Origin of the sequence: Micromonospora sp. NPDC050397, from assembly GCF_044901685.1 — a bacterium.
Lineage (GTDB): Bacteria > Actinomycetota > Actinomycetes > Mycobacteriales > Micromonosporaceae > Micromonospora_G.
Genome location: NZ_JBJDPS010000003.1, coordinates 855,538 through 879,151 on the forward strand (window position 1 = coordinate 855,538; position 23,614 = coordinate 879,151).

Consider the following 23,614-nt stretch of genomic DNA (forward strand, 5'->3'; position numbering starts at 1 on the left):
ACTTCAACTCCAGGATCTCGCCCCGGGCATCCACCGTGATCTTCTGCGACAGGTCACCCTTCGCCACCGCCGTGGAGACCTGGGAGATGTTCCGAACCTGGGAGGTGAGGTTGCCGGCGAGCTGGTTCACGTTCTCGGTCAGGTCCCGCCAGGTGCCGGAGACGCCGCGTACCTGGGCCTGACCGCCGAGCTTGCCCTCGATGCCCACCTCACGGGCCACCCGGGTCACCTCGTCGGCGAACGACGACAACTGGTCCACCATCGTGTTGACGGTGTCCTTCAGTTCGAGGATCTCGCCCTGCGCGGCCACGGTGATCTTCTGGCTCAGGTCGCCCCGGGCCACCGCCGTCGACACCTGGGCGATGTTTCGCACCTGCGAGGTCAGGTTCGACGCCATCGAGTTGACGCTGTCGGTCAGGTCCTTCCAGGTGCCCGCCACGTTCGGCACCTCGGCCTGGCCGCCGAGCTTGCCCTCGGTGCCCACCTCACGGGCCACCCGGGTCACCTGCTCGGCGAAGAGCCGGAGGGTGTCGGTGAGCGAGTTGAAGGTGTGGGCCAGCTCGGCCACCTCGCCCTTGGCCGACACGGTGATCTTCTGCGACAGGTCGCCCCGGGCCACCGCCGTGGCGACCTGTGAGATCGATCGCACCTGATAGGTCAGGTTCGAGGCCATCGTGTTGACCGACTCGGTGAGGTCCTTCCAGGTGCCGGCGACCCCGCGTACGTCGGCCTGGCCGCCCAGCTCACCCTCGGTGCCCACCTCACGGGCCACCCGGGTCACCTCGTTGGAGAAGGAGGAGAGCTGGTCGACCATGGTGTTCACGGTGCGACCGATCCGGAGGAACTCACCACGCAGCGGGCGACCGTCCATCTCCAGCGCCATGTGCTGGGACAGGTCACCGTCGGCGACCGCCACGATCACCCGGGCGATCTCGGTGGTCGGGTTGGTCAGGTCGTCGATCAGTGAGTTGACCGCCCGTTGCCCGTCCGCCCAGGCCCCGTCGAAGCCCTCCTCGTCGAGCCGCTCGGTGAGCCGGCCGTCCCGGCCGACGATCCGGCTGACCCGCCTCAGGTCGAGGTTCTGCCGCTCCTGGAGGGAGACCACCTCGTTGAAGGCGTCGGCGACCTCGCCCGCGACCCCCGCGCGACGCGGCAGCCGTACCTTGAGGTCGCCACGGCGTACCCGCCGCAGCGCCTCGGCGAGTTCGCCGAGAAGGACCCTGTCGTCACTGATCGACGGGTCCGCGGCGGACAGTTGTTTCGCCGTGGTCATACTTCCTCGCTCAGTTCGCCGGGGGTGGGACCGGGGTTCGCCGCAGGTCGGACCGGGCACCTGACCGGCCCGGTGCCGTCGCGGCACCCCCATCATTGTGCTCCGGACGCGTCGAGACCAGCCCGTGCTGAGCTGCTGCGGCGTGCCGGCAGGCTTGGCACCGGCAGGCTGTCGGTGGAGGATGAGATCGTGTCAGCGGAAATCGGGGGGCCGTTCGAGGACGGTACGGACGAGCGCGTCCGGCGGGTACGACTGCCCGCCGATCGCCGCACGCCGGCCGCCGCACGGGCGATCGTGCGGTCGGTGCTCGCCGAGGCGAAACTGGACGAGCTGCTCAACGAGGCACTCCTGCTCACCACCGAGCTCTCCACCAACGCGGTGGAGCATGCCGGGACAGAGCTGGACATCGAGGTCGTGGCGGACGAGAACGGATTGACCGTCACGGTTTCCGACTTCGCCGTCGGGCGGATCGAAAAGGTGACCGCCCGCCCGAAGAACGACCTGACGGACATTTCCGAGGTGTCGGAAAGAGGGCGCGGCCTGCTGCTGGTCGACCACTTCGCCAGCCGGTGGGGCACCACCCACCTACCCACCGGCAAGGGCGTCTGGTTCCGGCTCGACCGCAAGTCCGCACCGCCACCCGTGGCCGCCCCCGGGCAGGGCGACGCGTCCTCTCCCGTCGCCGCGAAGGCGGCCGGCGCGGTGCCGAGTGCCGGTGCGCTGAGCGCACTGATGCAGATCGTGCCCGAGTCGTACGCGGACGACCCACTGCCGGACTTCGCCGGAAACCTGCTGGCCCGGGTCGGCGAGATGGTCGGCGCGGCCGGTGGGAGCGTACGGCTGGACCGGGGCGACGGCAACGGTTCCCAGGTGCTCGCCCGCTACGGCCGGCTGCCCCGGGCCGGGGACGACCTGCTCCGGGTGCCGCTCGCCGTACACCGGCCGTACCACGGGGAACTAGAACTCGACGCGGCCCCCTCGGGTTACGCCCAGCCGCTCGCCGCCCTGGTCGCCGAACGGCTCTCGCTGCACCTGGAGAACGACCGGCTGCGCCGGGCGGACGTACGCCGGCAGACCTGGTTGACCTTTCTCGCCGAGGCCAGCGAACTGCTCGCCCAGTCGCTGGACGTCGACCTGACCATGGCACTGATCCCGCAGTTGGTGGTGCCCCGGCTCGGTCAGTGGTGCGCGGTGCACACGGCCGACGAGTGGGGCCGGCTCAAGCTCGCCGCGGCCAGCCACGCCGACGAGGCGGTCCTGCCCGAGCTGCACAAGGTGCTCAACGACGAGGGCCCGGACTCGGTCCAGGCGCGGCTGCGCGAGGCGTCCCGGAGCGGCTCCCAGGTGCCGATCGGCGGCCCGATGGACGGTTTTGCCGTGCCACTGGTCGCCCGGGGTCAGCGCCTCGGCACCCTCGCCGTCGGCCGGCACCTGCGGCACCGGCACGACCCGGACGAGGTCGCGGTGCTGGAGGACGTGGCCCGGCGAGCGGCCCTGGCGATCGAGAACGCGCGCATCCACGCCGAGCGGCGGCGGGTCGCGCACACCCTCCAGCAGTCGCTGCTGCCACCGGTGCTCCCGGTGGTGGACGGCATCGGTTTTGCCGCCGAGTACGTACCGACCGGCGACGACGCCGACGTGGGTGGCGACTTCTACGACGTCCTGCCGCTGCCGGACGGCCGGTGGCTGGTGGTGGTCGGTGACGTCTCCGGCAAGGGAGTGCAGGCGGCGGCGGTGACCGGGCTGGTCCGGGACGTGATCCGGGTGCTGGTCGGCGACGGCAAGCCGCTGCCCGAAGCCCTCGCCCGGCTCAACGAGACGCTGGTGGAGCGGGGCGGCGGACGTTACTGCACGCTGGCCCTGGCCGCCGTGGGGCAGCGCCACGACGGGCAGCTCTCGGTCGAACTGCACCTGGCCGGGCACGACCGCCCGGTGCTCGTACGCGGCAATGGCCGGGCCTCGTTTGTCGGCACCGGCGGCACCGCGCTCGGCCTGCTCGACTCGATCGCCACCCCGTCGGCCGACGTGCCGCTCGGTCCGGGCGACGCGCTGATCTTCTACACCGACGGGGTCACCGAGCGACGGCGCGGTCGGGAGCTGTTCGGCCTCGACCGGCTCCGGGACGCCGCCGCACCACTGGCCGGTTATTCGGCCGACGTGGTCGCCGCCCGGCTCCGCTCCACCGCGATCGGGTTCTCCGGCGAGACCCCGCGCGACGACATCGCGATCCTGGTCCTGCGCAACGAGGGTGTCCCCGTCTGACCGACGCGCTGCCGTCCGATCGACGTGTCCTGGACTGCCTGGTCCGGACCATTCGCGAGCAGGCGATTTAGACTCACCCGCATGCCATCGATCACCCGACGCGCAACCGACCCCGCCCGCCGGGCCACGATCGAGAACCAGATCCTCGCCGCGACCGAGCGGCTGCTCGCCGAGGGGGCGAGCTTCACCGAGCTCGGCGTGCAACGGATCGCCGCCGAGGCGGGCGTCGCCCGTTCGACCTTCTACACCCACTTCAGAGACAAGAGCGAGCTGCTCGTGCGGCTCGCCAACACCATGCGGACGACCGGCTACGACATCGCGACCACGTGGCGGCTGTCGGATGGTCTCGACCCGCTGGTCGAGACGTTCCAGCGTGTCATCCGGGTCTACCGGGAGTACGCCGCCGTGCTCGCCGCGCTCAACGAGGTGGCCGCGTACGACCCGAGCGTGCGCGAGTTCTGGGTCAGCGGGCACAACCGGTTCGTCGACTTCGGGGTACGGGCGCTCACCGACGCGCAGGCTGCCGGTGAGCTGACGACTGACATCGATGTCCAGTACGCCGTCCGAATAATCATCGTCGGTGGCGACCGCGCCCTCGCCGACCACGTGGCCCTGAACCCGGGCGACAGCAGCGGCGACGCCGTCTTCGCCGCCGAGTTGGCCAAAATCTGGTGGTACGGCGTCTACTCCCGCCGGCCGTAGCCTCCCCTCGGTCTCCCCCCACCCTTCCCCTCCACCCTCCCTCGCTGGAGCCACGGCCGGACTGCCCCCTCCGAGCCATCGCCTCCGAGCCGCGCCCTTCGGGCCACGGCCAGGCTGCACCGCGCCGAGCGAGGTTCGCCGCGTGGCCGAGGGCATCTCCTCGGCGTAACCGGGCATTCACCCCCTGCCGGCACGCGGGAGTCAGCCGGTGGCCCGGCCCTGACCAGCGGATTCCGGAGCGGGGTGAGGTGGACAGCTTCTCGTGCGGGGCGGGTATGGTGGTTCCGCCGGACACACTGTCCGGCAATCTGTCCGGCGAATCGGGTAGGAATTCGAGCCGCCCGAGCGGCGGCGCACTCAACGTGATTACTGGGGAGCAGCAGTGAAATACCGCTTGATGGGCCGTACCGGGCTTTATGTCTCGGAGGTTTCTCTCGGCGCGATGACCTTCGGCGGCTCCGGTCCGGTCTGGGACATGGTCGGAGGTCTGGGACTGGCGGACTCGCGGAAGGTCGTCGACGCCGCGCTCGACGGCGGGGTCAACCTGATCGACACCGCCGACGTCTACGGCGACGGCGAGAGCGAGGAGCAGCTCGGCGAGATCCTCAAGGGCCGCCGCGACGACGTGGTCCTGACCACCAAGGGGCACGCTCGCTCCGGTCCCGGGCCGAACGACGTGGGGCAGAGCCGGACGCACCTGATGCGGAGCCTGGAGGGAAGCCTGCGGCGACTCCAGACCGACTACATCGACGTCTACATGATGCACAACTTCGATCACCTGACACCGTTCGAGGAGACGCTGCGCACCCTCGACGACGCCGTACGTCAGGGCAAGATCCGCTACATCGCCGCCGCCAACCACGAGGCATGGCAGGTCAGCAAGGCCCTGGGGGTCTCCGGCCGACTCAACCTGAACGGCTTCGCCGCCATCCAGAGCTACTACTCCCTGGTGGGACGGGAGGCCGAGCGGGACGTGCTGCCGATGGCGCGCAACGAGAACGTCGGCGTCTTCGTCTGGGCCCCGCTCGCCGCCGGCTTCCTGACCGGCAAGTTCAGCCGTGAGGCCAGTGACGCCACCGGCCGGCGTGGTGCCGAGGGCTTCCCGGACTTCCCGCCGGTCGACCCCGAGCGCGGATACGACATCCTCGACGTGGTCCGGAACGTCGCCGAGCGGCACGACGCCAGCATCGCCCAGGTATCCCTGGCCTGGGTGCTGGCGCAGCCGGGCATCACCAGCGTCACCGTCGGCGCCCGCAAGCCACACCAGCTCACCGACAACATCGGCGCCGTCGACCTGACCCTGACCGAGCAGGACCTGACCGAGTTGGACGAGGTCAGCAAGTTGGCGCCCAGCTACCCGAACTGGATCCAGAGCGGCTACTACCGGGCCGTCCGCTACCCGCAGCAGTGACGGCGGGGCCCTGTCACCCGAGCGGTGACAGGGCTGACGCCCGGCACCCTGCTGGTGGGCGGTGCCGGGCGTCAGCGGTCCTGCGGAGGCGGCCGATTCACAGGCCGCCGGTGTAGCGCCCGGGCGCCAGCCGGTGGCGCGGGTCGAAGCGGTTCTTGACCTGCCGGAGCAGCGGCAGGGTGGGCAGTTGCCCCCAGAAGTCGATCTGCTCGCGGATCCGGGGCGGAGCGGCCAGCACCACGCACCGGCCGTTGCGGGCGAGCAGCACCCGACGCACCACCGTGAGGATCGAGCCGATCTGTTCGGGCGCGACGTAACCGGGGAGCGCGGCGTAGACCACGCCGAGTCCGGCGGAACCCCGGATCGGCACCGGCAGGCCGGCGGCGTCGGTCATCGAGTAGAGCGCGGCGTGCAGGTCGGCTGCGGGCACGTCGATGCGGAGCGCGACGTCGTCGGCGGCGAACGGGTAGCGCCCCCACCAGGTCGGCGCCCTGGTGTCGACCCGGCAGTCGGCGCCGAGCAGCTCGACCAGCCGGGCCACCCTGCCCCCCACGTCCGCCTGACCGCCCTCGAGCAGCACGGCGAGGCTGCCGGCGGCCGACGGGCCGGGGCCGAACCCACCATCGTCGCCGTCCTTCGGCAGGTCGACCTCGATCGCCGCCGGGCTCAGCCAGGCTCCGTGGATGAGCCGGACCAGGTCGTGCATCTCCAGCGGCGACCGGACCGGTCGGGAGACCCAGAGCCGGCTCACCGGGATCGGCTGGACCCGCAGCGTCGCCGAGACCAGCACGCCGAGCGCTCCGTTGGAGCCGCAGAGCAGCCGGGCCAGGTCGAATCCGGCGGTCTCCCCGGCCGACCACCCGCCGACGTGGTGCAGCACCCCGGCCGCGTCGACGTAACTCAGCCCGTGCAGCCGGTCACCGGCCGAGCCGTGGCGGTGTCGCAGCGGACCGGTCTCGTCGGCGGCGACCATCCCGCCGATGGTGGCGTCCGGCGACGGCACGTCGAGCGGTAGTCGCCGGTCGGCTTGAGCCAGCGCGGCCTGCACCGCCCGCACCGGCGTGCCGGCACCGACCTCAGCGACCAGGTCGTCCGCGGAGTGGTGCCACACACCGGCGAGCCGCCCCGTGTCCAGCACCACGTCCACCCGCGACGGCGGCGCGCCCCAGTCCATTTTGGTGCCGGCCCCACGCGGCACCACCGAGAGTGCGTGGTCGGCGGCGACCCGCATCACGGCGCTCACCGCCTGCGCCGTGCCCGGCGCGGCGACCCAGCTCGCCGAGGCACCGGCCACCCCGTCGGCCATCCCGGCCGGACGGACGAATCGTTCTCCACAGATCTCGGCCAGTCGCTGGCCGATCCCCCCACTGGCTGCCCGCTTCACCGCTGTCGTCGATGTCCCCACGGCGCTTATCGTACACATGTTCGAATCTTTGCCAACGGTCGATGCCGGCCCGGGAGTGTCGGGGGCGGTAACGTGGCCGATGTGAGCACTGAGACGCCCGTCGCCCCCGTCGCCAAGCGGGTCCCGACCGAACGCACCCACCACGGCGACACCGTCATCGACGAGTACGCATGGCTTGCCGCCAAGGACGACCCGGAGACGATCGCCTACCTGACCGCCGAGAACGACTACACCGAGGCCGTCACCGCCCCCCTGGCAGCGCTCCGGGAGACGCTCTACGGCGAGATCAAGAGGCGCACCCAGGAGACCGACCTCTCGGTGCCGGCCCGCAAGGGCGGCTACTGGTACTACACCCGCACCGTCGAGGGCCAGCAGTACGGCATCCACTGTCGCCGCCCGGTGGCCGACGACGAGACCGAGCCTCCGGCAACCGCTGACGGCGCCCCGCTGGCCGGGGAGGAGATCCTGCTCGACGGCAACGCGCTCGCCGAGGGGCACGACTTCTTCGCCCTCGGCACCTTCGACGTCAGCCCGGACGGACACCTGCTGGCGTACTCGACCGACTTCGCCGGGGACGAGCGGTTCACCCTGCGGGTCAAGGACCTGCGCACCGGCGAGGTGCTCCCGGACGAGGTGCCGGACACCTTCTACGGCAGCGCCTGGTCCGGCGACGGCTCGACGCTGTTCTACCTGACGGTGGACGAGGCGTGGCGGCCGAACCAGGTGTGGCGGCACGCGGTCGGCGGGGCCGCCGCCGACGACGTCGTGGTCTACCAGGAGGACGACGAGCGGTTCTGGGTCGGGGTGGAGCTGACCCGCTCGGAGAAGTTCATCGTGATCGAGGCACACAGCAAGGTCACCAGCGAGGTACGGGTGATCCCGGCCGCCAACCCGACCGGCGAGCCGGCGGTGATCGCCCCGCGCCGGCAGGGTGTCGAGTATTCGATCGAGCACCACGGGCACCGGTTCCTGGTCCTGCACAACGACGGCGCGGAGGACTTCGCGCTCGCGTACACGTCGGCGGACAACCCCGGCGACTGGGTGCCGATGATCGAGCACACGCCCGGCACCCGGCTGGAGTCGGTCGACGCGTTCGCCAACCACCTGGTGGTCTCGCTGCGCAGCGAGGGACTGACCGGACTGCGCGTGCTCACCACCGGCAGCACCGACACGTACGACATCGAGTTCCCCGAGCCGATCTACAGCGTCGGGCTGGACAGCAATCCGGAGTACCAGACCAACGTCGTACGACTGCGCTACACCTCCCTGGTCACCCCCGATTCGGTGTACGACTACGACCTGGTGACCCGGGCGCTGGTGCTGCGCAAGCGCAAGCCGGTGCTGGGCGACTTCGACCCGACCGGCTACGAGCAGCGCCGCGACTGGGCACTGGCCGACGACGGCACCCGGGTCCCGATCTCGCTGGTCTACCGCAGCGGTACGCCACAGGACGGCTCGGCACCGTGCGTGCTCTACGGCTACGGCTCGTACGAGGCGAGCATGGACCCGTGGTTCTCGATCGCCCGGCTCTCGTTGCTGGACCGGGGTGTCATCTTCGCGGTCGCGCACATCCGGGGCGGCGGTGAACTGGGCCGGCACTGGTACGACGAGGGCAAGATGCTGGCCAAGAAGAACACCTTCACCGACTTCGTCGCGGTGGCCCGGCACCTGGTCAAGTCCGACTGGACGACGGCCGACAAGCTGGTGGCGCGGGGCGCCTCGGCCGGCGGTCTGCTGATGGGCGCGGTGGCCAACCTGGCGCCGGACGCCTTCGCCGGCATCGTCGCGCAGGTGCCGTTCGTCGACGCGCTCAACTCCATCCTGGATCCGTCGCTGCCGCTGACCGTGACCGAGTGGGAGGAGTGGGGCAACCCGCTGGCCGACCCCGAGGTGTACGCGTACATGAAGTCGTACACCCCGTACGAGAACGTGGCGGCGGTGGACTACCCGGCGATCCTCGCGGTGACCAGCCTCAACGACACCCGGGTGCTCTACCACGAGCCGGCGAAGTGGATCGCCCGACTGCGGGCCGTCGCGACGCAGGGGTCGTACCTGCTGAAGACGGAGATGGGGGCCGGGCACGGCGGGCCGAGCGGGCGCTACGACTCGTGGCGCGAGGAGGCGTTCATCACCGCCTGGATCCTGGACCGGCTCGGCCTGGCCGGCTAGCCGGTCGCGTCCGACGCGAGTGACGGCGAGTTGCCGACGGGGGTCCTGCCACCGGCAACTCGCCGTTCTTGCCGGAATTGACTAAGTTATTAGTTAACAACCTTGCCAGATAGGCAACAGTTGTTATAGAAGTATTTCCATGCGTACAAGACGGATCGCCCTGGCCCTCGCCCTGCTCGGGGCGAGCCTGGCCACCCTGCTGACAGCTCCCACACCCGACGCCGCCCAGGCAGCGCCCGGCGCACTCACCTGGAGCGACGAGTTCAACGGCGCCGCGGGCACCGGCCCGGACGGCAGCAAGTGGAAGTTCGACATCGGTGGTGGCGGCTGGGGCAACAACGAGCAGCAGTACTACACCAACTCCACCCGCAACGCCGCCCACGACGGCAACGGCAACATGGTGATCACCGCCCGCCGGGAGAACCCGGCGAACTACCAGTGCCACTACGGCACCTGCCAGTACACCTCGGCCCGGTTGCTCACCGCGGACCGGTTCAGCCAGACCTACGGCCGGTACGAGGCTCGGATCAAGATCCCACGCGGCCAGGGCATCTGGCCGGCGTTCTGGATGCTCGGCGGGTCGCAGTGGCCGGACAACGGCGAGATCGACATCCTGGAGAACATCGGCCGCGAGCCGAACACCGTCTGGGGCACCCTGCACGGTCCCGGCTACTCCGGCGGCAACGCGATCAGCAGCAGCTACAACCTCCCCGGCGGCCAGGCGTTCGCCGACGCCTTCCACACCTTCACCGTGGACTGGGCGCCGGACTCGGTGACCTGGTACGTCGACGGCAACCAGTACGCCCGCAAGACCCCCGCCGACCTGCGCGGCAACCGTTGGGTCTACGACCACCCGTTCTTCATGATCATGAACGTCGCGGTCGGCGGCTACTGGCCCGGTTACCCGGACGGCAGCACCCAGTTCCCCCAGCAGATGCTGATCGACTACGTCCGGGTCTGGGCCTGGAACACCGGCGGCGGTGGCAACCCCGGTACCGGCGGGCCGCTGATCGGGCTCGGCAACAAGTGCGTCGACGTACCCGGCGGGACGCCGACCGACGGCAGCCAGCTCCAGCTCTGGGACTGCAACGGCACCGACGCGCAGCGGTGGAGCTTCCCGGGCGACGGTACGGTCCGGGCGCTGGGCAAGTGCATGGACGTGGCCTGGGGATCGACCGCCGACGGGGCGAACATCCAGTTGGCCACCTGTAGCGGCAACGCGGCCCAGCAGTTCGTCCTCAGCGGTGCCGGTGACCTGGTCAACCCACAGGCCAACAAGTGCGTCGACGTACGCGACTGGAGCACCGCGAACGGGGCCAAGCTCCAGCTCTGGACCTGCGGCGGCGGCGCCAACCAGAAGTGGCGCCGGGGCTGACGTCCGGTACCCGTCGAGCGGTCGCCCGGGCAGTTCCCCGGCTCAGGCGACCGCCGCGGCGGCCAGCACGGCAGGGTCGACATTGCCGCCGCTGACCACCGCGACGGTACGCCCGGACGGCAACTCGGCCGAACGGAACAGCCGGGCGGCGGCGGCCACCGCGCCGCTCGGCTCGACCACCAGCCGGGCTCCCCGCACCAGCCGGGAGGTGGCGGCGGCGATCTCCTCCTCGCTGACCGTGACGATGCCGTCCAGTCGTTCCCGCAGGTGTGCCAGGGTGAGCTCGGCCAGATTCGTACGCAGCCCGTCCGCAGCGGTGCGATGGGTCAGCGCCAGGTCCCAGACGACGACTCGTCCCGCCGCCAGCGAATCCCGCGCGTCGGCCGCGTACTCCGGCTCGACGCCGTACACCCTGGTCCGTGGGCGCAGCGCCCTGATCGCCGTGGCGACGCCGGAGGAGAGCCCACCGCCGCCCACCGGCACCAGCACCACCTCGACGTCGGAAAGGTCCTCGACGATCTCCAGCCCGATCGTGCCCTGACCGGCGATCACCCTCCGGTCGTCGTACGGCGGGATCAGGGTCCGCCCCCGCTCGGCCACCACCCGTTCGGCGGTGGCGAGCCGTTCCGCCGCCGGTACGAGCAGCACCTCGGCGCCGAGCGCCCGCACCTGCTCGACCTTGACCGACGGGGCGCCCTCGGGGATCACCACCGTGCACGGCGCCCCGGCGACCCGGGCCGCGTACGCCAGCGCCTGCCCGTGGTTGCCGGACGAGTGGGTTACCACACCCCTGGCCCGCTCGGCGTCGGAGAGCAGGGCCACCGCGTTCGTGGCGCCGCGCAGTTTGAACGAGCCGACCGGTTGCAGGCTCTCCGGTTTGAGCCAGAGTCCCGAGTCCCAACCAAGAGGCAGCAGCGGAGTACGGACGACCCGCCCGGCGATCCGAACCGCCGCCTCCCGGACATCGTCCAACGTCACCAGGTCCATCGGATCATCTAACCGCAGCGGGCGGCGGTCACCCCGTACGGAAATCACGATCTTGAGCGGACAAAGCTGCACTTAAGCCTAGAATCAGGCAAATTGCTCGTGCGTGATCGGGGGACCGCGATGCCCACGCCCGACCCACCGGAGAACTCCCCCGCGCCCGGTCCCGATTCCGTCCCCGAAGCCGAGCCCGGCACCCACGCCCAGCCCTGGAGCTGGTCGGTGGATCCGGACCCGCCCGTCCGCGAGCCGACCCCCGACCCGGAGGGCGGCCCGACCGTGGACGAACCGCTCCCCCCACCCCCGGTCACCCCACCCGCGGACCACGTGCCGGCCCCAGATCGCGAGCAGCCCGCCGAGCACGTGCCGCCCACAGATCGCGTGCCGCCCACGGATCGCGAGTCGCCCACGGATCGCGAGCCGTCTACGGTCGCCGGGCCGACCGGGGCAGGTCCGCCGCCGACGCTCGGGGACCGCGACGACGGCACCGCCGACCGCCCACCGGACTGGTCCACCCCGGACACCCCAGCCGTCGCCCCACCGATCGGCGGCGGCCCCTTCCCGCTCTACCCCGACCAGCCGTCACCCGACCCGAACCGGTGGCCCGCCGACGGCCCGTCACGCCACCCGGACCAGTGGCCCGCCGACACCCCGTCACCCGATTCGAACAAATGGCCCGCCGACACGCCGTCGACCGACCCGGACCAGTGGCCCGCCGGCCAGCAGCACCCGGACCGGTGGCAGTCCGGCCACTGGCCGACCGAGCGGCCCGATCCGGAGCAGCCGTACGCGGACCAGCCGGAATCCGACCGGACCGACCCGGAGCACCCCGGTCGGGGCCGCCCGGCGTCCTGGCTCGACGAGCCCGCACCGGACCCGTACCCGTACCCGCCCCGGGCCACTCCGGGCCGGCGGCTCTGGCTGGTGCTCGGGGTGAGCGTGGCGCTGGTGCTCTGTTGCTGCGCCGGTGTCGTCGGTACGGCGCTGACCTGGGGCGGTGACCTCTACGCCGAGGTGGAGAACCGGGGTCAGCGGATCGTCGGGCTCAACCAGGCCGGGCGCGACGGCGACCTCGAGTTCCAGGTGCGGAAGGTACGGTGCGGGGTCGACCAGGTCGGTGACCCGCTGGTCAACCAGGCCGCCGTCGGCCAGTTCTGCCTGGTGGAGCTGGCCGTACGCAACATCGGCAAGCGACCGGCGTTCTTCACCGACGCGCTCCAGCGGGCGTACGGGCCGGACGGCGAGCTGTTCAACGCCGACAGCGAGGCGAGCTTGCTGGCCAACACCGACCAGCAGGTCTTCCTCGACGAGATCAATCCCGGCAACCTGGTGACCGGCGCGCTGGTCTACGACATCCCGATCCGCGCCCGGATCGTCCGGCTGCGGCTGCACCACGTACCCTCCTCGCCCGGCCTGGTGGTCCGCGTCGAGTAGCGTCTCGGCCGTCCGCCCCCGGCCGGACCGCCGACCGATGGCACCCCCGGGACCGGCCCTGACCTCGGTCGGAGAGCGGGGCGCACCCCCGCCGGGGAGGACACCGCCAGGGGTGGCTCCCCTGGGCCACCGCCGGGCAGGGAAAATGACGTTTGCCAACCGGGCGTCCCGGTCCTGCCGCCGCGCCCCCCGGTGGAGTACCGTTCGATCGATAACAGGAGGTCGCGAATGTCCTTGACGGTGCAGACGGAGCAGCGCGGCGACGTCGTCGTCGTGGCGGTCGCGGGCGAGTTGGACATGGCCACCGCACCGCAGCTCCAAGACGAGATCACGGATCTGCTCGACCGGGGCAACACCCGCCTCGTCTTCGACCTGACCGAGCTGACGTTCTGCGACTCGACCGGACTGTCCGTGTTCGTCCGGGCGAAGAACAGCTCCGACGAGGCCGGTGGCGTGGTGCGACTCGCCGCCCCGCAGCGCGGCGTGTTGCGCATCCTCGAGGTCAGTGGTCTGGTCGAGGTGCTACAGACCCACCCGTCGGTGGAGCAGGCGATCGAGGCGGACCAGACCCCCGCCTCGTCGTAGCGCCTGGTTAACGAGCTGGTCACCGCCCGACTCCGGACGGTCGCCGCCCGGTTCGCCCGCACGGGGCGGCCGGGCGGCGCTTTTTCCGACGCCCTTGACGGGGCATAGGTTGTCGGTCGACACCGCCAACCTTCCGGAGACGCGAATGCTCAAGGGTTTCAAAGACTTCATCATGCGCGGCAACGTCGTCGACCTCGCGGTCGGCGTCGTCATCGGCGCCGCCTTCACCGGCCTGGTCACCCAGTTCACCGCCTCGTTCCTCAAGCCGCTGATCTCCCTGCTCGGCGGCGACACGTCGGCGTTCGCCGGCACCTGGCGGCCGGTCGGGGATGTCGTGTTCGACTGGGCCGCCTTCGTCAACGCGGTGATCACCTTCCTGATGACCGCGGCGGTGCTCTACTTCCTGGTCGTGCTGCCACTGAACAAGCTGGCCGAGCGGCGTCGGCGTGGCGAGGAGCCGCCGCCGGCCGCGCCGAGCGAAGAGGTCAAGCTGCTCACCGAGATCCGGGACGCGCTGGTCGCGGGCGGGCGGGTGCCGGCGCAGCACCGCGAGTCCTTCGAGAACCTGACCGGCCGGGACTACCCGCCGGCCGGCCGGGAGTACGGCCAGGGCCGCTGACCCGCCGACCAACTTCCCCCTCCCCGCACCCTATCGAACACACGTTCGATAGGGTGCGATCATGGAACAGCGAAAGCACTGGTGGAACGGCAAGTGGGGGCACCTCGCCCGGCGGGACGTCTACCTACGCACCGATGCCGACCAGTGGTATCTGGAGCAGCGGTCCGGCGGCGCCGAGGGCATCTCCCGGTTCTTCGAGTACGACAGCGAGGACGCCGCGTACGAGGCGGTACACGGCCTGCTGGTGGGCCCGGACACGTGGCGCGAACTCTCCGCCCGGCCGCCCGGACTCGGCTGACCGGAGACGGCGGGTTCAGCCGACCGAGCGAAGACGGCGGGTTTAGCCGACCGAGCCGGCGGGAATCGCCCAGACATGCCCAGCGATGTCCCAACCAGTCCCGAACCCATCGCCCAGGTCACCGAGGGAATGCGGGTGATCGACCCGGTCGGCGAAGAGGTCGGTACGGTCGTCGCGGTCCGCCTCGGCGACCCGAACGCCGTGACCGCGCAGGACCCCCCGGACCGTAACGGCCTCCTCGGTGCCCAGGTGCCGCACACGGCGGAAGGGGACGAGCCCGACGTACCGCCGGACCTCGCCGCGCGACTGCTGCGCACGGGGTACCTGAAGGTCGACAGCGAGGGCCTGCTCGCCCGCGACCTCTACGTCGAGGCCGACCAGATCGCGCAGGTGGACCGGGACGTGGTGGAACTCGCCGTCAGCCGCGCCGAACTGGCGTCCGAGATCCACTGAGGCGGCCCGCCCCGGCCGACGGCTCGACGCTCCCGGTCACCGGGTGGGGGCTTCGAGCAGGGCGATGGCGCTGAGGCTGACCTGGTCCCGGATGCGGTTCACCGACGACTCCCACTGCCTGGTGAAACCGGGCCGCCGTTCGAGCGCCTCCCAGACCGCCAGCACCGACTCGTCGAGCCGCGCGGCGGGCATCCACAGGTGCAACAGGCAGTCGATCGCCGGACGCAGCCGGTCGAGCTTCTGCGCCCGGGTGCCCGGCCCGGTGAAGCTGACCTCCATCAGCGAGAGCAGCGTGGTGAGCAGCCAGTCGTGCAGCGCCAGGTCCTCGCACAACTCGACGATCGCGGCCACGTCCCGCTCCGAGGCGGTCAGCTCCAGCGTACGGAGAGTGTCTGACTCGACCCGGAAGGTCCCGGTCAGCTCGGTGTCCGGGTCCTCGGCCGGCGAGAGCACCCAACGCAGGCAGGTCCGCTGGGCCCGGAACGGCGGGCGGTGGTCCAGCGTCGCGGACGCCTGCACGGCGTCCATGCTGCGGGCGCTGATCGCACCGAGGTTGAGCGCCGGGGACTGGTACGCCGAGCCGAGAAATCCCCGGGTGATGTCCCGTACGTCGACCTTGCCGATCGTCTCCACCTGCCCCGGGCGGGACAGGTAGTGCGACCAGACCAGTCGCCGGTTGGCGGCGGCGCGGCCGATGCGGGTGTGAGTGGAGCCCTGTAGCACGTGCCCCCCGGTCACGGCGGCGTGCGAAACCACCGTCCCGACGCCCCGGCTCCGACTGCCCGTGCTGGTGGGGAGCCGACAGTCCACTCCGGTCAGTTGGTCCGGCGAGACCGCGTACGCGATCGGCCGTTCGGACCGGCGGACCCGTTCGCCCACCAGCAGGTCGAGCAGGGTGGTGGTCCGGTCCAGCGACAGCGCGGTCGAGTTCTGGAGCAGCCCGGTGTGGACCTCACCCACGGTCAGCATGGCACCTCCGCAACGTCACGAGCCGCCGACGCCACCAATGGACCGCATTCGGGCACGGCGTCGATCGACCGGTTTCATCCCATCATCGGACCGGCGCGCAACGCACCGGACACGCATGGGCGCGAATGATTATCTTCCGCCCCGGGCCAGCACCCGCGCGGGGGCGTTCCGTCGCGATCACGCACCGGGATCGGGTGCCGGGCGGCAACGTACCACCCCGCCGCGAACCCGTACCGTTTTCGACGGAAGTCCCGGATGCGCGTTTTCACCGAACTTCCACGGGCGGGCCGGGAACGCAATTCGCGCCATAGGCTCAACTGGTGACGGCTGCCAACATAGACGTACTTGTCGTCGGCGCCGGCGTGAGCGGCCTGACCACGGCGGTGTGTCTCGCCGAGAGCGGACGCGCCGTTCTGGTCCGTACCCGTGAACGGCCGGCACAGACGACCTCGTTCGCGGCCGGCGCGATCTGGGGCCGGGTGATCGCCGCGCACGAACGGGCGTCGCACTGGGGTCAACAGACGCTCTCCCTGCTCAAACCACTCGCGAAGGCGGCCGGGACCGGGGTCCGCCTGGTCACCGGCATGGAGGCGACGCGCACCTGGTCGGCACCGCACCCGTGGCTGGCCGAGGTGGACGACTTCGAGCTCTGCCGGCCGGCGGAGCTGCCGGAGGGCTTTGTCTCCGGCTGGCGTTACACCGCGCCGGTCATCGACATGCCGCGTTACCTGGATTACCTGGTAGGTCGACTGCTGCAAGCCGGCGGGCGGATCGAGCGGGCAACCGTCCTGTCGCTGGCGTCGGTCGCGGAGGTGGCGCCGGTAGTGGTCAACTGCACCGGTTCCAGCGCCCGTGAACTCGTACCGGACGACGAGGTACGGCCCACCCGGGGGCAACTGGTCGTGGTCGACAACCCCGGCGTGAACTGGTTCTTCGCCGAGAGCAGCACCGACCTGACCGAGTTGACCTACTTCCTGCCGCACGGCGACCACATCGTGCTCGGCGGCACGATGGAGCCCGAGGGTTCCGACACCACCCCGCACGAGGAGACGGCGGCGGCGATCGTACGCCGTTGCACCGCCGTCGAGCCCGCGCTCGGCCGCGCCCGGATCCTCAGCCACCGGGTCGGTTTCCGGCCGGTGCGCCCGCAGGTGCGGGTGGAGCAGACCGACCTGGACGGCGGTCACGTGATCCACAATTACGGCCACGGCGGGAGCGGGATCAGCCTTTCCTGGGGCTGCGCCTTCGAGGTGCTAAACATGATCGAATCACGTACGGCAACCCCGTCCTGAAAATCATTCCCGCCGATACGTTGACCGCCCGGCGATACCGTTGTCGCGGGGGCGACGACGGGCAAATTATTCTTGCGTCCTATTGATACGGTTACGTCACGTGCCGCTCACGCCGCATAGGAGCCGCCGTGACCAAGGTCTACGTATCAGCAACCTTCCGCGATCTACAGGAATGCCGCGCCGCGGTGCAGCTCGCGCTGCGCCGACTACGGGTCGAGGACATGGCGATGGAATCCTATGTCGCCGAAGATCGGCGACCGCTGGAAAGGTGCCTCGAAGATGTTCGGGAATGTGACGTCTATGTCGGTATCTTCGCCTGGCGTTACGGTTTTGTGCCACCTGGCCATACCCGCTCGATCACCGAACTGGAATACCGCGAGGCGCTGAACATCGGCAAGCCCTGTCTGATCTTCCTGCTTGACGAAGACGCGGCCTGGCCCCGGAGTTCCGTCGACCGGGGACCGGACGCCGAGCGGATCGAGTCGTTACGCGCGGAGCTCGCCGACCGGCACATGTGCAGCATGTTCACCGACGCGGCGGACCTCGCCGCCCGGGTCACCGCGGCGGTGGCCGTACGGCTGGCCGAGACCAACTGGTCCGGACACGGGCTGAACGCGCTGGGGCAGGACACCGTCCAGCGCTACTTCGCCCGGCTCCGCCAGCACTACGGCGTACTCGACCTGGACGCGCTGACCCCGGCGCAGAGCGAGGACTACCTCCAGATCGGGCTCGCCTCGGTCTACGTGGAGCAGACCGTACGCGCGGATCCGCCACCGGCCGAACTGCCCAGGGAGTGGCGGCAGCGGGACCGGGCCGGCGGCGCCCTCGGCCGGGAGGACATCCCGGCCGAGGTGAACCCGGCCGAGCTGGCCCACCTCCAGGACTCGTACCGGGCCAAGCTGCCACAACGCCTCTTCGACGTGCTCGGCTCGCCGGAGCAGCGGGCCGTGGTGCTGCTCGGCGACCCGGGCTCGGGCAAGTCCACTGCGGCCCGCTACCTGGTCCTCGCCCTGGCCGGTGGCCACCCGGACGAGCGGCTGGCCGCGCTCACCGACCACCTGCCGCTGCTGGTCGAACTCCGCTCCTACGTCACCCTCGCCGCCGAGGGCCGGTGCCAGAGCTTCGTCGACTACCTGGACCACCGGGCGCACACCGACGGTCTGGGAATCGATCGGACCGCCCTGCTACGCCACCTCACCCTCGGTCGCACGGTGGCCGTCTTCGACGGCCTCGACGAGGTGTTCGACCGCCGCCGCCGGCAGGAGGTGGTCAGCCAGATCGCCGGCTTCGCCGCCGACTTCCCGGAGGTACGCGTCATCGTCACCTCCCGGGTGGTGGACTACGCCCGCCGCATCCTGACCGACGTCGGATTCACCCACTTCACCCTCCAGGACCTGGACGCCGACCAGACCGCCCAGTTCCTCGACCACTGGTACCGGCTGGCCATCCACGACCGGCCACAGGACGCGCTGGTCCGCCGCACGCGACTGCTCGACGCGATGCGCCACTCGCACGCGATCCGGGAACTCGCCGGCAACCCGCTGCTGCTGACCATCCTGGCCATCATCGGCAAGCACCAGGCGCTGCCGCGCGAGCGGTGGAAGCTGTACGACCACGCGGCGACCGTGCTGGTCGAGCACTGGGACGTCAACCGGCACCTGCGTGACCAGCACCAGGACCCGGACTTCATCGGCACCGAGGACAAGAAGGAACTGCTCCGACGGTTGGCGTACCGGATGCAGTCCGGGGGTGGCCTGGCCGCGAACTACATCACGGCCGGCGACCTGAGCCAGGTCTTCGAGGACTACCTGGTCGAGCGGTACCACCGCGATCCGGCGGCCGCCCGCGCCATCGCCCTGTCGATGATCAACCAGTTCCGGGAGCGGAACTTCATCCTCAGCCGGTACGGCTCACACCTGTACGGCTTCGTCCACCGCACCTTCCTGGAGTTCTTCTGCGCGGACGCGGTGCTGACCAAGTTCCAGTACGACCGGGTGCTCACCATCGGCGAGGTCAAGGACCTGTTCCGCCAGCACTGGGCCACCCAGTCCTGGCGCGAGGTGCTCCGCCTGCTCGCCGGCGCGCTGCCCGAGGAACGTACGGCCGAGATCATCGACCTGTTGACCGGTGAGGTCAACCAGTCCTGGCCACCGGCCGCGTTCAGCCCGCCGCCGTGGAACCTCGCGCTCGCGACGCAGTGTCTCGCCGAGGTCCGCACCGTCACACCGGTGGTGGCGAGGCCAGCCGCCACCCTGCTCCGCAAGCTCGTCCTGCTGCTCGAACACGGCGTCTCGATCCACGACCGGGAGACCGCTGAGCTGATCGAGGCCGAGATCCTGCCGGCGGCCCAGGCGATCGGTGCGAACTGGCCGGGCCGGGAGGCGTACCTGACCTGGTACCGGCGGCGCGGGGTCCGGGTGGCCTGGAGTCCGGTCTCGGCGTACGCCGCCCGACTCGCCGCGACGCTCTCCACGCCCGGCGAGCGGATCGACGAGCTGTTCGACGAGGGGCTCGGCGAACAGGACGACAGCTCCGCCGCGTACGCCTGGGTCGCCGGGCTGGCCGAGGTGGCGCAGCTCGCGACGGCGGCGGCGGAGAGCTCGGCCCACCGGGCGGCGGCGGAGCTGGTCCGGGCCCGGCTGATCCGGCGGGCCCGGGACGACGGACACACCGGGGTGCGACTCGCCGCCGTACAGGCACTCGGCGAGCGCTTCGGCACCGATCCCCGGGTTCGCGACCTGCTCACCGAGCGGGCCAACAAGGACGGGTACGCCGGGGTGCGACTCGCCGCCGTACAGGCGCTCGGGGAGCGGTTCCGGGGCGAGCCGCCGGTCCGCGAACTGCTGCTGGAGCGGGCCTCGGCCGACGAGAGCGCCGGGGTCCGGCAGACCGCGGTACGGCTGCTCGGCGAACGCTGCGAGGGCGAGGACGAACTGCGCGCGATGCTGCTCGACCGGGTGGAGAGCGACTGCGACCCGGAGGTGGTCCGGATCGCGGCCCAGATCCTGGTCGAGCGGTTCGACGGGGCCGGGGAGGCGCGCGACCGGCTGATCGGTCGGGCCCGCGAGGACAACGACCCGGTGCTGCGTCGGGCGGCCGTACGCACGCTCGGTGAGCGGCTCGGCCTCGACCCGGTGGTGCAGACCCTGCTGGTCGACCGGGTCCGCTTCGACACCGAGGCGATCGTGCTCCGCGCCGCCGCCCAGTCCCTGGTGGAGCGCTTCGGGCCGGATGGAGAGCTGCGTGGGCTGCTTGCCCACCGGATCGGTACGGACGCCGACGAGGGGGTCCGGCGGACCGCGCTGCGGGTGCTGGTGGAGTGCTTCTCGGCCGAGGAGCCGGTGGTCGAGCTGCTGGTCGGGGTGGCCCGCGACGACCGGGACGCGGACGTACGGCTGATCGCCGTCGAGTCCCTGGTCGACCGGCTGGGCGGTGCACCGGAGTTGGTCGGCGTGCTGGTGGAACTGGCCCGGCTGGATGCCGAGCCCCGGATCAGACTGGCCTGTGTCGGGGCGCTGGTGCACCGGCTCGGGATCGATCCCGAGGTTCGGGAGGTGCTGGCCGGGTTGGCCGGGGCGGACCCGAGTTCGGCGGTACGGCTGGAGGCGGTGCGGGCACTCGCCGGCTGGGTGGCCGAGGGCGACGTACGTCGACTGGTCATCGAGCGGGCCCGCGACGACAACGGGGCGGAGGTACGGCTGACCGCCCTGCGCGCCCTGGCCGGGTTCGTGGTCTCGGACCCGCGGGTGCGCGACCTGCTGCTCGACCGGGCGCGTCACGACCCCTCCGGCGAGGTCTTCGCCCACGCGGCGGCGGTGGTCGCCGGGCTGGTCGAGGAGGACACCGACGCCGTCTGGGAGTTGCTCAGCGCCCGGGTGGTCGACAGCAGTCCCCGACTGCGGCTGGCCGCGGTGCGGATGCTGGTCGACCGGTTCCGGGGCACCCCGGAGATCGCCGAGATCCTGCTTGACCGGGTCCGCCTCGACCCGGATGCCGAGGTGCTCCGCGCCGTCGCGACGGCGCTCACCACCCACCCGTCGGTCGAGCCGGCGCTGCGGGAGGCGCTGTCGGGGCGGGTCGACGGCGGGGAGACCGAGGTGCGCCGGGTCGCCGTACGGATCCTCGGCGACTGCTTCGGGGCCGACCCGGCCGTACGCGAGATGTTGCTCGACCGGGCCCGGAACGACGACGACGTGCAGGTACGCCGGGAGGTGCTGCGGGTCCTCGGCGAGCGGCTGGCCGAGCACCCGAGGGTTCGGGCCCTCTTCGTCGAACGGCTCTACGACCACGACTGGTCGGTACGGGTGACCGCGGTCCGGCTGCTCGGCACCCGGTTCGGCGCGGACCCGGAGACCCGTACGCTGCTGACCGGGCTGACCCGGCACGACGACGACCCCGACTTCCGCCGCTTCGCCGGCCAGGCCCTGACCTGGCTGCCGGGCGCGGACCCGGACCACCTGCCGGACATCCCGCGATGAGCCGGCACCGAGGGGCGGGGCGTCGTTCAGTCCGAGATGAAGGCGTACTCGATCCGTTCGACCAGGTCCTTGGGGAGGTCGACGTGTTCGTTCCGGCTGCGGGTCTGGATCTGGTCGAGCACCGCCGGTCCGATCGACACCTGGCTGAGGATGGTACGCACGGCGTGCTCGATCGGGAGGAACCGCGACCCGAGCACGGAGAAGGTGCGGTAGGCGCTGAACGGCGCCGCGCGCGCGTTGAGCTTGACCACCGCCGGCAGTTCGTCCCAGTCGTCCGGCCAGTCCTCGATCTGGTACGGGTTGGTCACCCCTTCGCCCTCGTGCCGCAGCAGGCCGAGCCGCATGAGTTGCCACACCCCGGCGAGGAACGGACAGGACCAGACCAACTGTCCGTTCTCGTCGTAGTCCCAGAGCTCCACGTCCATGAAGATGGAGTGCCGGTTCGCCGCGTTCTGCACCGGGGGCTGCCAGGTGTAGTCGCTCATCGCCTGCGCCGGGCCGCTGGCCGGGGAGCGTTTGCCGTTGCAGAGCCACCCGGTCTCGCTCACCGGTGGCCGCTCGCCGTTGGTCTCCGGCACCGGGTCGGAGACCAACTGGTCCACCACGAGCTTGGCCAGCGGGATGTCGTCGGCCTGGGCGCAGCCGGACTCGCGGGCGAAGTAGTCGATGACCAGGCCGGTGCCCTCGGCCGCCTCCTGGAGCTGCCGCACCACCTCGCCCGGCGTGCTGAACCGGGTGAAGTAGTCGTCGATGAGGAAACAGGTGCTGATCCGGGCCCGCCCCTTGGGCACCCGGTCGACGGCGGCCTGCCGGGCGGCGGCCACCCAGGGCGCGACCCGGGAGAAGTGCCGGCGCAGTTGCTCGACACCGCCGGCGAACTCCTCGATGTAGAGGTGGCCGAGTTCGATCGAGAGATGGGAGAGCGGGACGGATTCGACGCTGCGTCTGGCCGCGGTCTCCTCGAAGCTGACATCGGGTTTGGTCACAGGGTCTCCCAGGCCGCGTCGTCGACTATACGTTTGGCCAGGGAGGAGAAGGCCTCGACCGTCTCCAGGTTGGCGATCCGCCGGGCGTACACGTCGTTGTCCGAGATGAGCTGCTCCCGCCATTGCAGCACCGGATCCAACGGCACCGAGCCGATCATCATGGTCCGACCCACCCGGTTGGTGCTCGCCATCTCCAGCAGGTCCTGGTTGCACTCGCGCAACCAGGCCACCTGTGGTGGCTGCAGTCCCTCCAACTCGGGTGAGTCCGGGTCCACCACGGCCGTACGCACGAACCGTAGGTTGTTCAGCAGATCGTCGTACGTGTGGCCGCGTCGCACCCCGGTTTCGAGGATGCCCTTGTCCCCGTAGACCAAACTGGAGGCGGCGAGCACGTGTTGCCGGGTCCAGCGGTGGAAGACCAACCAGCGCGCCTTGACCGTACGCAGTTCGGGCATGGCGGTCGCGGCGAGCACGATGTCGGTGGCGTACGAGCGGCCCGCGCTGAGGTCGACCAGGGTGAGTTCGAACTCCTCCTCCAACCGGAGGAAGAGCCGGACACACTGGCGCACCCGTTCCTCACTGCTCGGGAACTCACCACCGCCGACGTCGCCGGGAAAGAGCGTGAGCCGTCCCGCGCCGGGCGGCCGGTGGCGCAGGCTGGGCCGGTCGGAGTCGGACCAGATGTCGAGGCGGTGCGGCTCGGCGCACTCGGAGTTGAGGTAGTTGTGCAGCCCGGTGTGGGTGGTGGTGCCGTGCACCGCCCGGTCGATGTTGAAGATGGCGCCGGCCGTGGGCGAGCCGAAGTCGAAGTCGAGATAGCAGACGTCGGTGCCCTGCAACGCGCTGCGGTAGAGCACGTTGCTGCTGGTCACGGAGCGACCGGTGCCGCCCTTGTCGGAAGTCGCGAAGATCAGCATGA

The 23,614-nt window shown here is 70.9% G+C and carries 18 protein-coding genes; 12 read left to right on the top strand and 6 right to left on the bottom strand.

What is annotated here, in order from left to right; genetic code table 11:
- Positions 1 to 1,273, bottom strand: a 1,273-nt coding sequence (locus ACI2K4_RS14840; RefSeq protein WP_404511435.1) for a HAMP domain-containing protein, incomplete at its 3' end; no start/stop codon positions are given.
- A gap of 189 nt (positions 1,274 to 1,462) precedes the next feature.
- Here ACI2K4_RS14840 and ACI2K4_RS14845 point away from each other — a divergent pair.
- From ACI2K4_RS14845 to ACI2K4_RS14855, 3 genes are all read left to right on the top strand, one after another.
- Positions 1,463 to 3,535, top strand: a complete 2,073-nt coding sequence (locus ACI2K4_RS14845; protein WP_404511437.1) for a SpoIIE family protein phosphatase — start codon at positions 1,463 to 1,465, stop codon at positions 3,533 to 3,535.
- 81 nt (positions 3,536 to 3,616) lie between these two features.
- Positions 3,617 to 4,237, top strand: coding sequence for a TetR/AcrR family transcriptional regulator (locus tag ACI2K4_RS14850; RefSeq protein ID WP_404511439.1), 621 nt, complete (start codon positions 3,617 to 3,619; stop codon positions 4,235 to 4,237).
- 382 nt (positions 4,238 to 4,619) lie between these two features.
- Positions 4,620 to 5,648, top strand: coding sequence for an aldo/keto reductase (locus tag ACI2K4_RS14855; RefSeq protein WP_404511441.1), 1,029 nt, complete (start codon positions 4,620 to 4,622; stop codon positions 5,646 to 5,648).
- A gap of 97 nt (positions 5,649 to 5,745) precedes the next feature.
- Here the strand turns inward: ACI2K4_RS14855 and ACI2K4_RS14860 are convergent, their stop codons facing one another.
- Positions 5,746 to 7,053: an FAD-binding oxidoreductase gene (locus ACI2K4_RS14860; protein WP_404511442.1), complete on the bottom strand. Its 1,308-nt coding sequence runs from the start codon at positions 7,051 to 7,053 to the stop codon at positions 5,746 to 5,748.
- Positions 7,054 to 7,134: 81 nt separating this feature from the next.
- Here ACI2K4_RS14860 and ACI2K4_RS14865 point away from each other — a divergent pair, with 81 nt between their 5' ends.
- Both ACI2K4_RS14865 and ACI2K4_RS14870 read left to right on the top strand, forming a co-directional pair.
- Complete coding sequence (locus tag ACI2K4_RS14865) at positions 7,135 to 9,222, top strand: S9 family peptidase (RefSeq protein ID WP_404511444.1); 2,088 nt, start codon at positions 7,135 to 7,137, stop codon at positions 9,220 to 9,222.
- A gap of 139 nt (positions 9,223 to 9,361) precedes the next feature.
- The gene (locus tag ACI2K4_RS14870; protein ID WP_404511446.1) at positions 9,362 to 10,597 is read left to right on the top strand and encodes a family 16 glycosylhydrolase; all 1,236 of its coding nucleotides are present in this window, start codon (positions 9,362 to 9,364) and stop codon (positions 10,595 to 10,597) included.
- Positions 10,598 to 10,639: 42 nt separating this feature from the next.
- Here the strand turns inward: ACI2K4_RS14870 and ACI2K4_RS14875 are convergent, their stop codons facing one another.
- Entirely contained in the window at positions 10,640 to 11,584 is a 945-nt protein-coding gene (locus ACI2K4_RS14875; RefSeq protein WP_404511448.1) for a threonine/serine dehydratase, read from the bottom strand.
- Between the two features lie 120 nt (positions 11,585 to 11,704).
- Here ACI2K4_RS14875 and ACI2K4_RS14880 point away from each other — a divergent pair, with 120 nt between their 5' ends.
- The 5 genes from ACI2K4_RS14880 to ACI2K4_RS14900 all read left to right on the top strand — a co-directional run bounded on the left by ACI2K4_RS14880 (position 11,705) and on the right by ACI2K4_RS14900 (position 14,970).
- On the top strand, positions 11,705 to 13,015 hold the full coding sequence (locus ACI2K4_RS14880; RefSeq protein WP_404511450.1) for a DUF4352 domain-containing protein: 1,311 nt from the start codon (positions 11,705 to 11,707) through the stop codon (positions 13,013 to 13,015).
- Positions 13,016 to 13,243: 228 nt separating this feature from the next.
- A complete protein-coding gene (locus ACI2K4_RS14885) occupies positions 13,244 to 13,600 on the top strand; it encodes an STAS domain-containing protein (RefSeq protein WP_404511452.1) in 357 nt (118 codons plus the stop codon).
- A gap of 145 nt (positions 13,601 to 13,745) precedes the next feature.
- Positions 13,746 to 14,219 (top strand): large conductance mechanosensitive channel protein MscL, encoded by a 474-nt coding sequence (gene mscL / locus ACI2K4_RS14890; RefSeq protein WP_404511454.1) that lies wholly within the window; start codon positions 13,746 to 13,748, stop codon positions 14,217 to 14,219.
- A 61-nt stretch (positions 14,220 to 14,280) separates the two neighbouring features.
- Entirely contained in the window at positions 14,281 to 14,517 is a 237-nt protein-coding gene (locus ACI2K4_RS14895; RefSeq protein WP_404511456.1) for a hypothetical protein, read from the top strand.
- Between the two features lie 75 nt (positions 14,518 to 14,592).
- Positions 14,593 to 14,970, top strand: coding sequence for a hypothetical protein (locus ACI2K4_RS14900; RefSeq protein WP_404511458.1), 378 nt, complete (start codon positions 14,593 to 14,595; stop codon positions 14,968 to 14,970).
- A gap of 36 nt (positions 14,971 to 15,006) precedes the next feature.
- Here ACI2K4_RS14900 and ACI2K4_RS14905 read toward each other — a convergent pair whose 3' ends face one another.
- Positions 15,007 to 15,939, bottom strand: a complete 933-nt coding sequence (locus tag ACI2K4_RS14905; RefSeq protein WP_404511460.1) for an SCO2521 family protein — start codon at positions 15,937 to 15,939, stop codon at positions 15,007 to 15,009.
- Positions 15,940 to 16,259: 320 nt separating this feature from the next.
- Between ACI2K4_RS14905 and ACI2K4_RS14910 the strand changes: the two genes are divergently transcribed.
- Both ACI2K4_RS14910 and ACI2K4_RS14915 read left to right on the top strand, forming a co-directional pair.
- Entirely contained in the window at positions 16,260 to 17,231 is a 972-nt protein-coding gene (locus ACI2K4_RS14910; protein ID WP_404511462.1) for an FAD-dependent oxidoreductase, read from the top strand.
- 128 nt (positions 17,232 to 17,359) lie between these two features.
- A complete protein-coding gene (locus ACI2K4_RS14915) occupies positions 17,360 to 21,709 on the top strand; it encodes a HEAT repeat domain-containing protein (RefSeq protein WP_404511464.1) in 4,350 nt (1,449 codons plus the stop codon).
- Between the two features lie 26 nt (positions 21,710 to 21,735).
- Here ACI2K4_RS14915 and ACI2K4_RS14920 read toward each other — a convergent pair whose 3' ends face one another.
- The gene (locus tag ACI2K4_RS14920) at positions 21,736 to 22,695 is read right to left on the bottom strand and encodes an SCO2522 family protein (protein WP_404511466.1); all 960 of its coding nucleotides are present in this window, start codon (positions 22,693 to 22,695) and stop codon (positions 21,736 to 21,738) included.
- Positions 22,692 to 23,612, bottom strand: coding sequence for an SCO2523 family variant P-loop protein (locus ACI2K4_RS14925; RefSeq protein ID WP_404511468.1), 921 nt, complete (start codon positions 23,610 to 23,612; stop codon positions 22,692 to 22,694). The genes ACI2K4_RS14920 and ACI2K4_RS14925 overlap by 4 nt, the downstream gene beginning before the upstream one ends.
- Positions 23,613 to 23,614 lie beyond the last annotated feature (2 nt).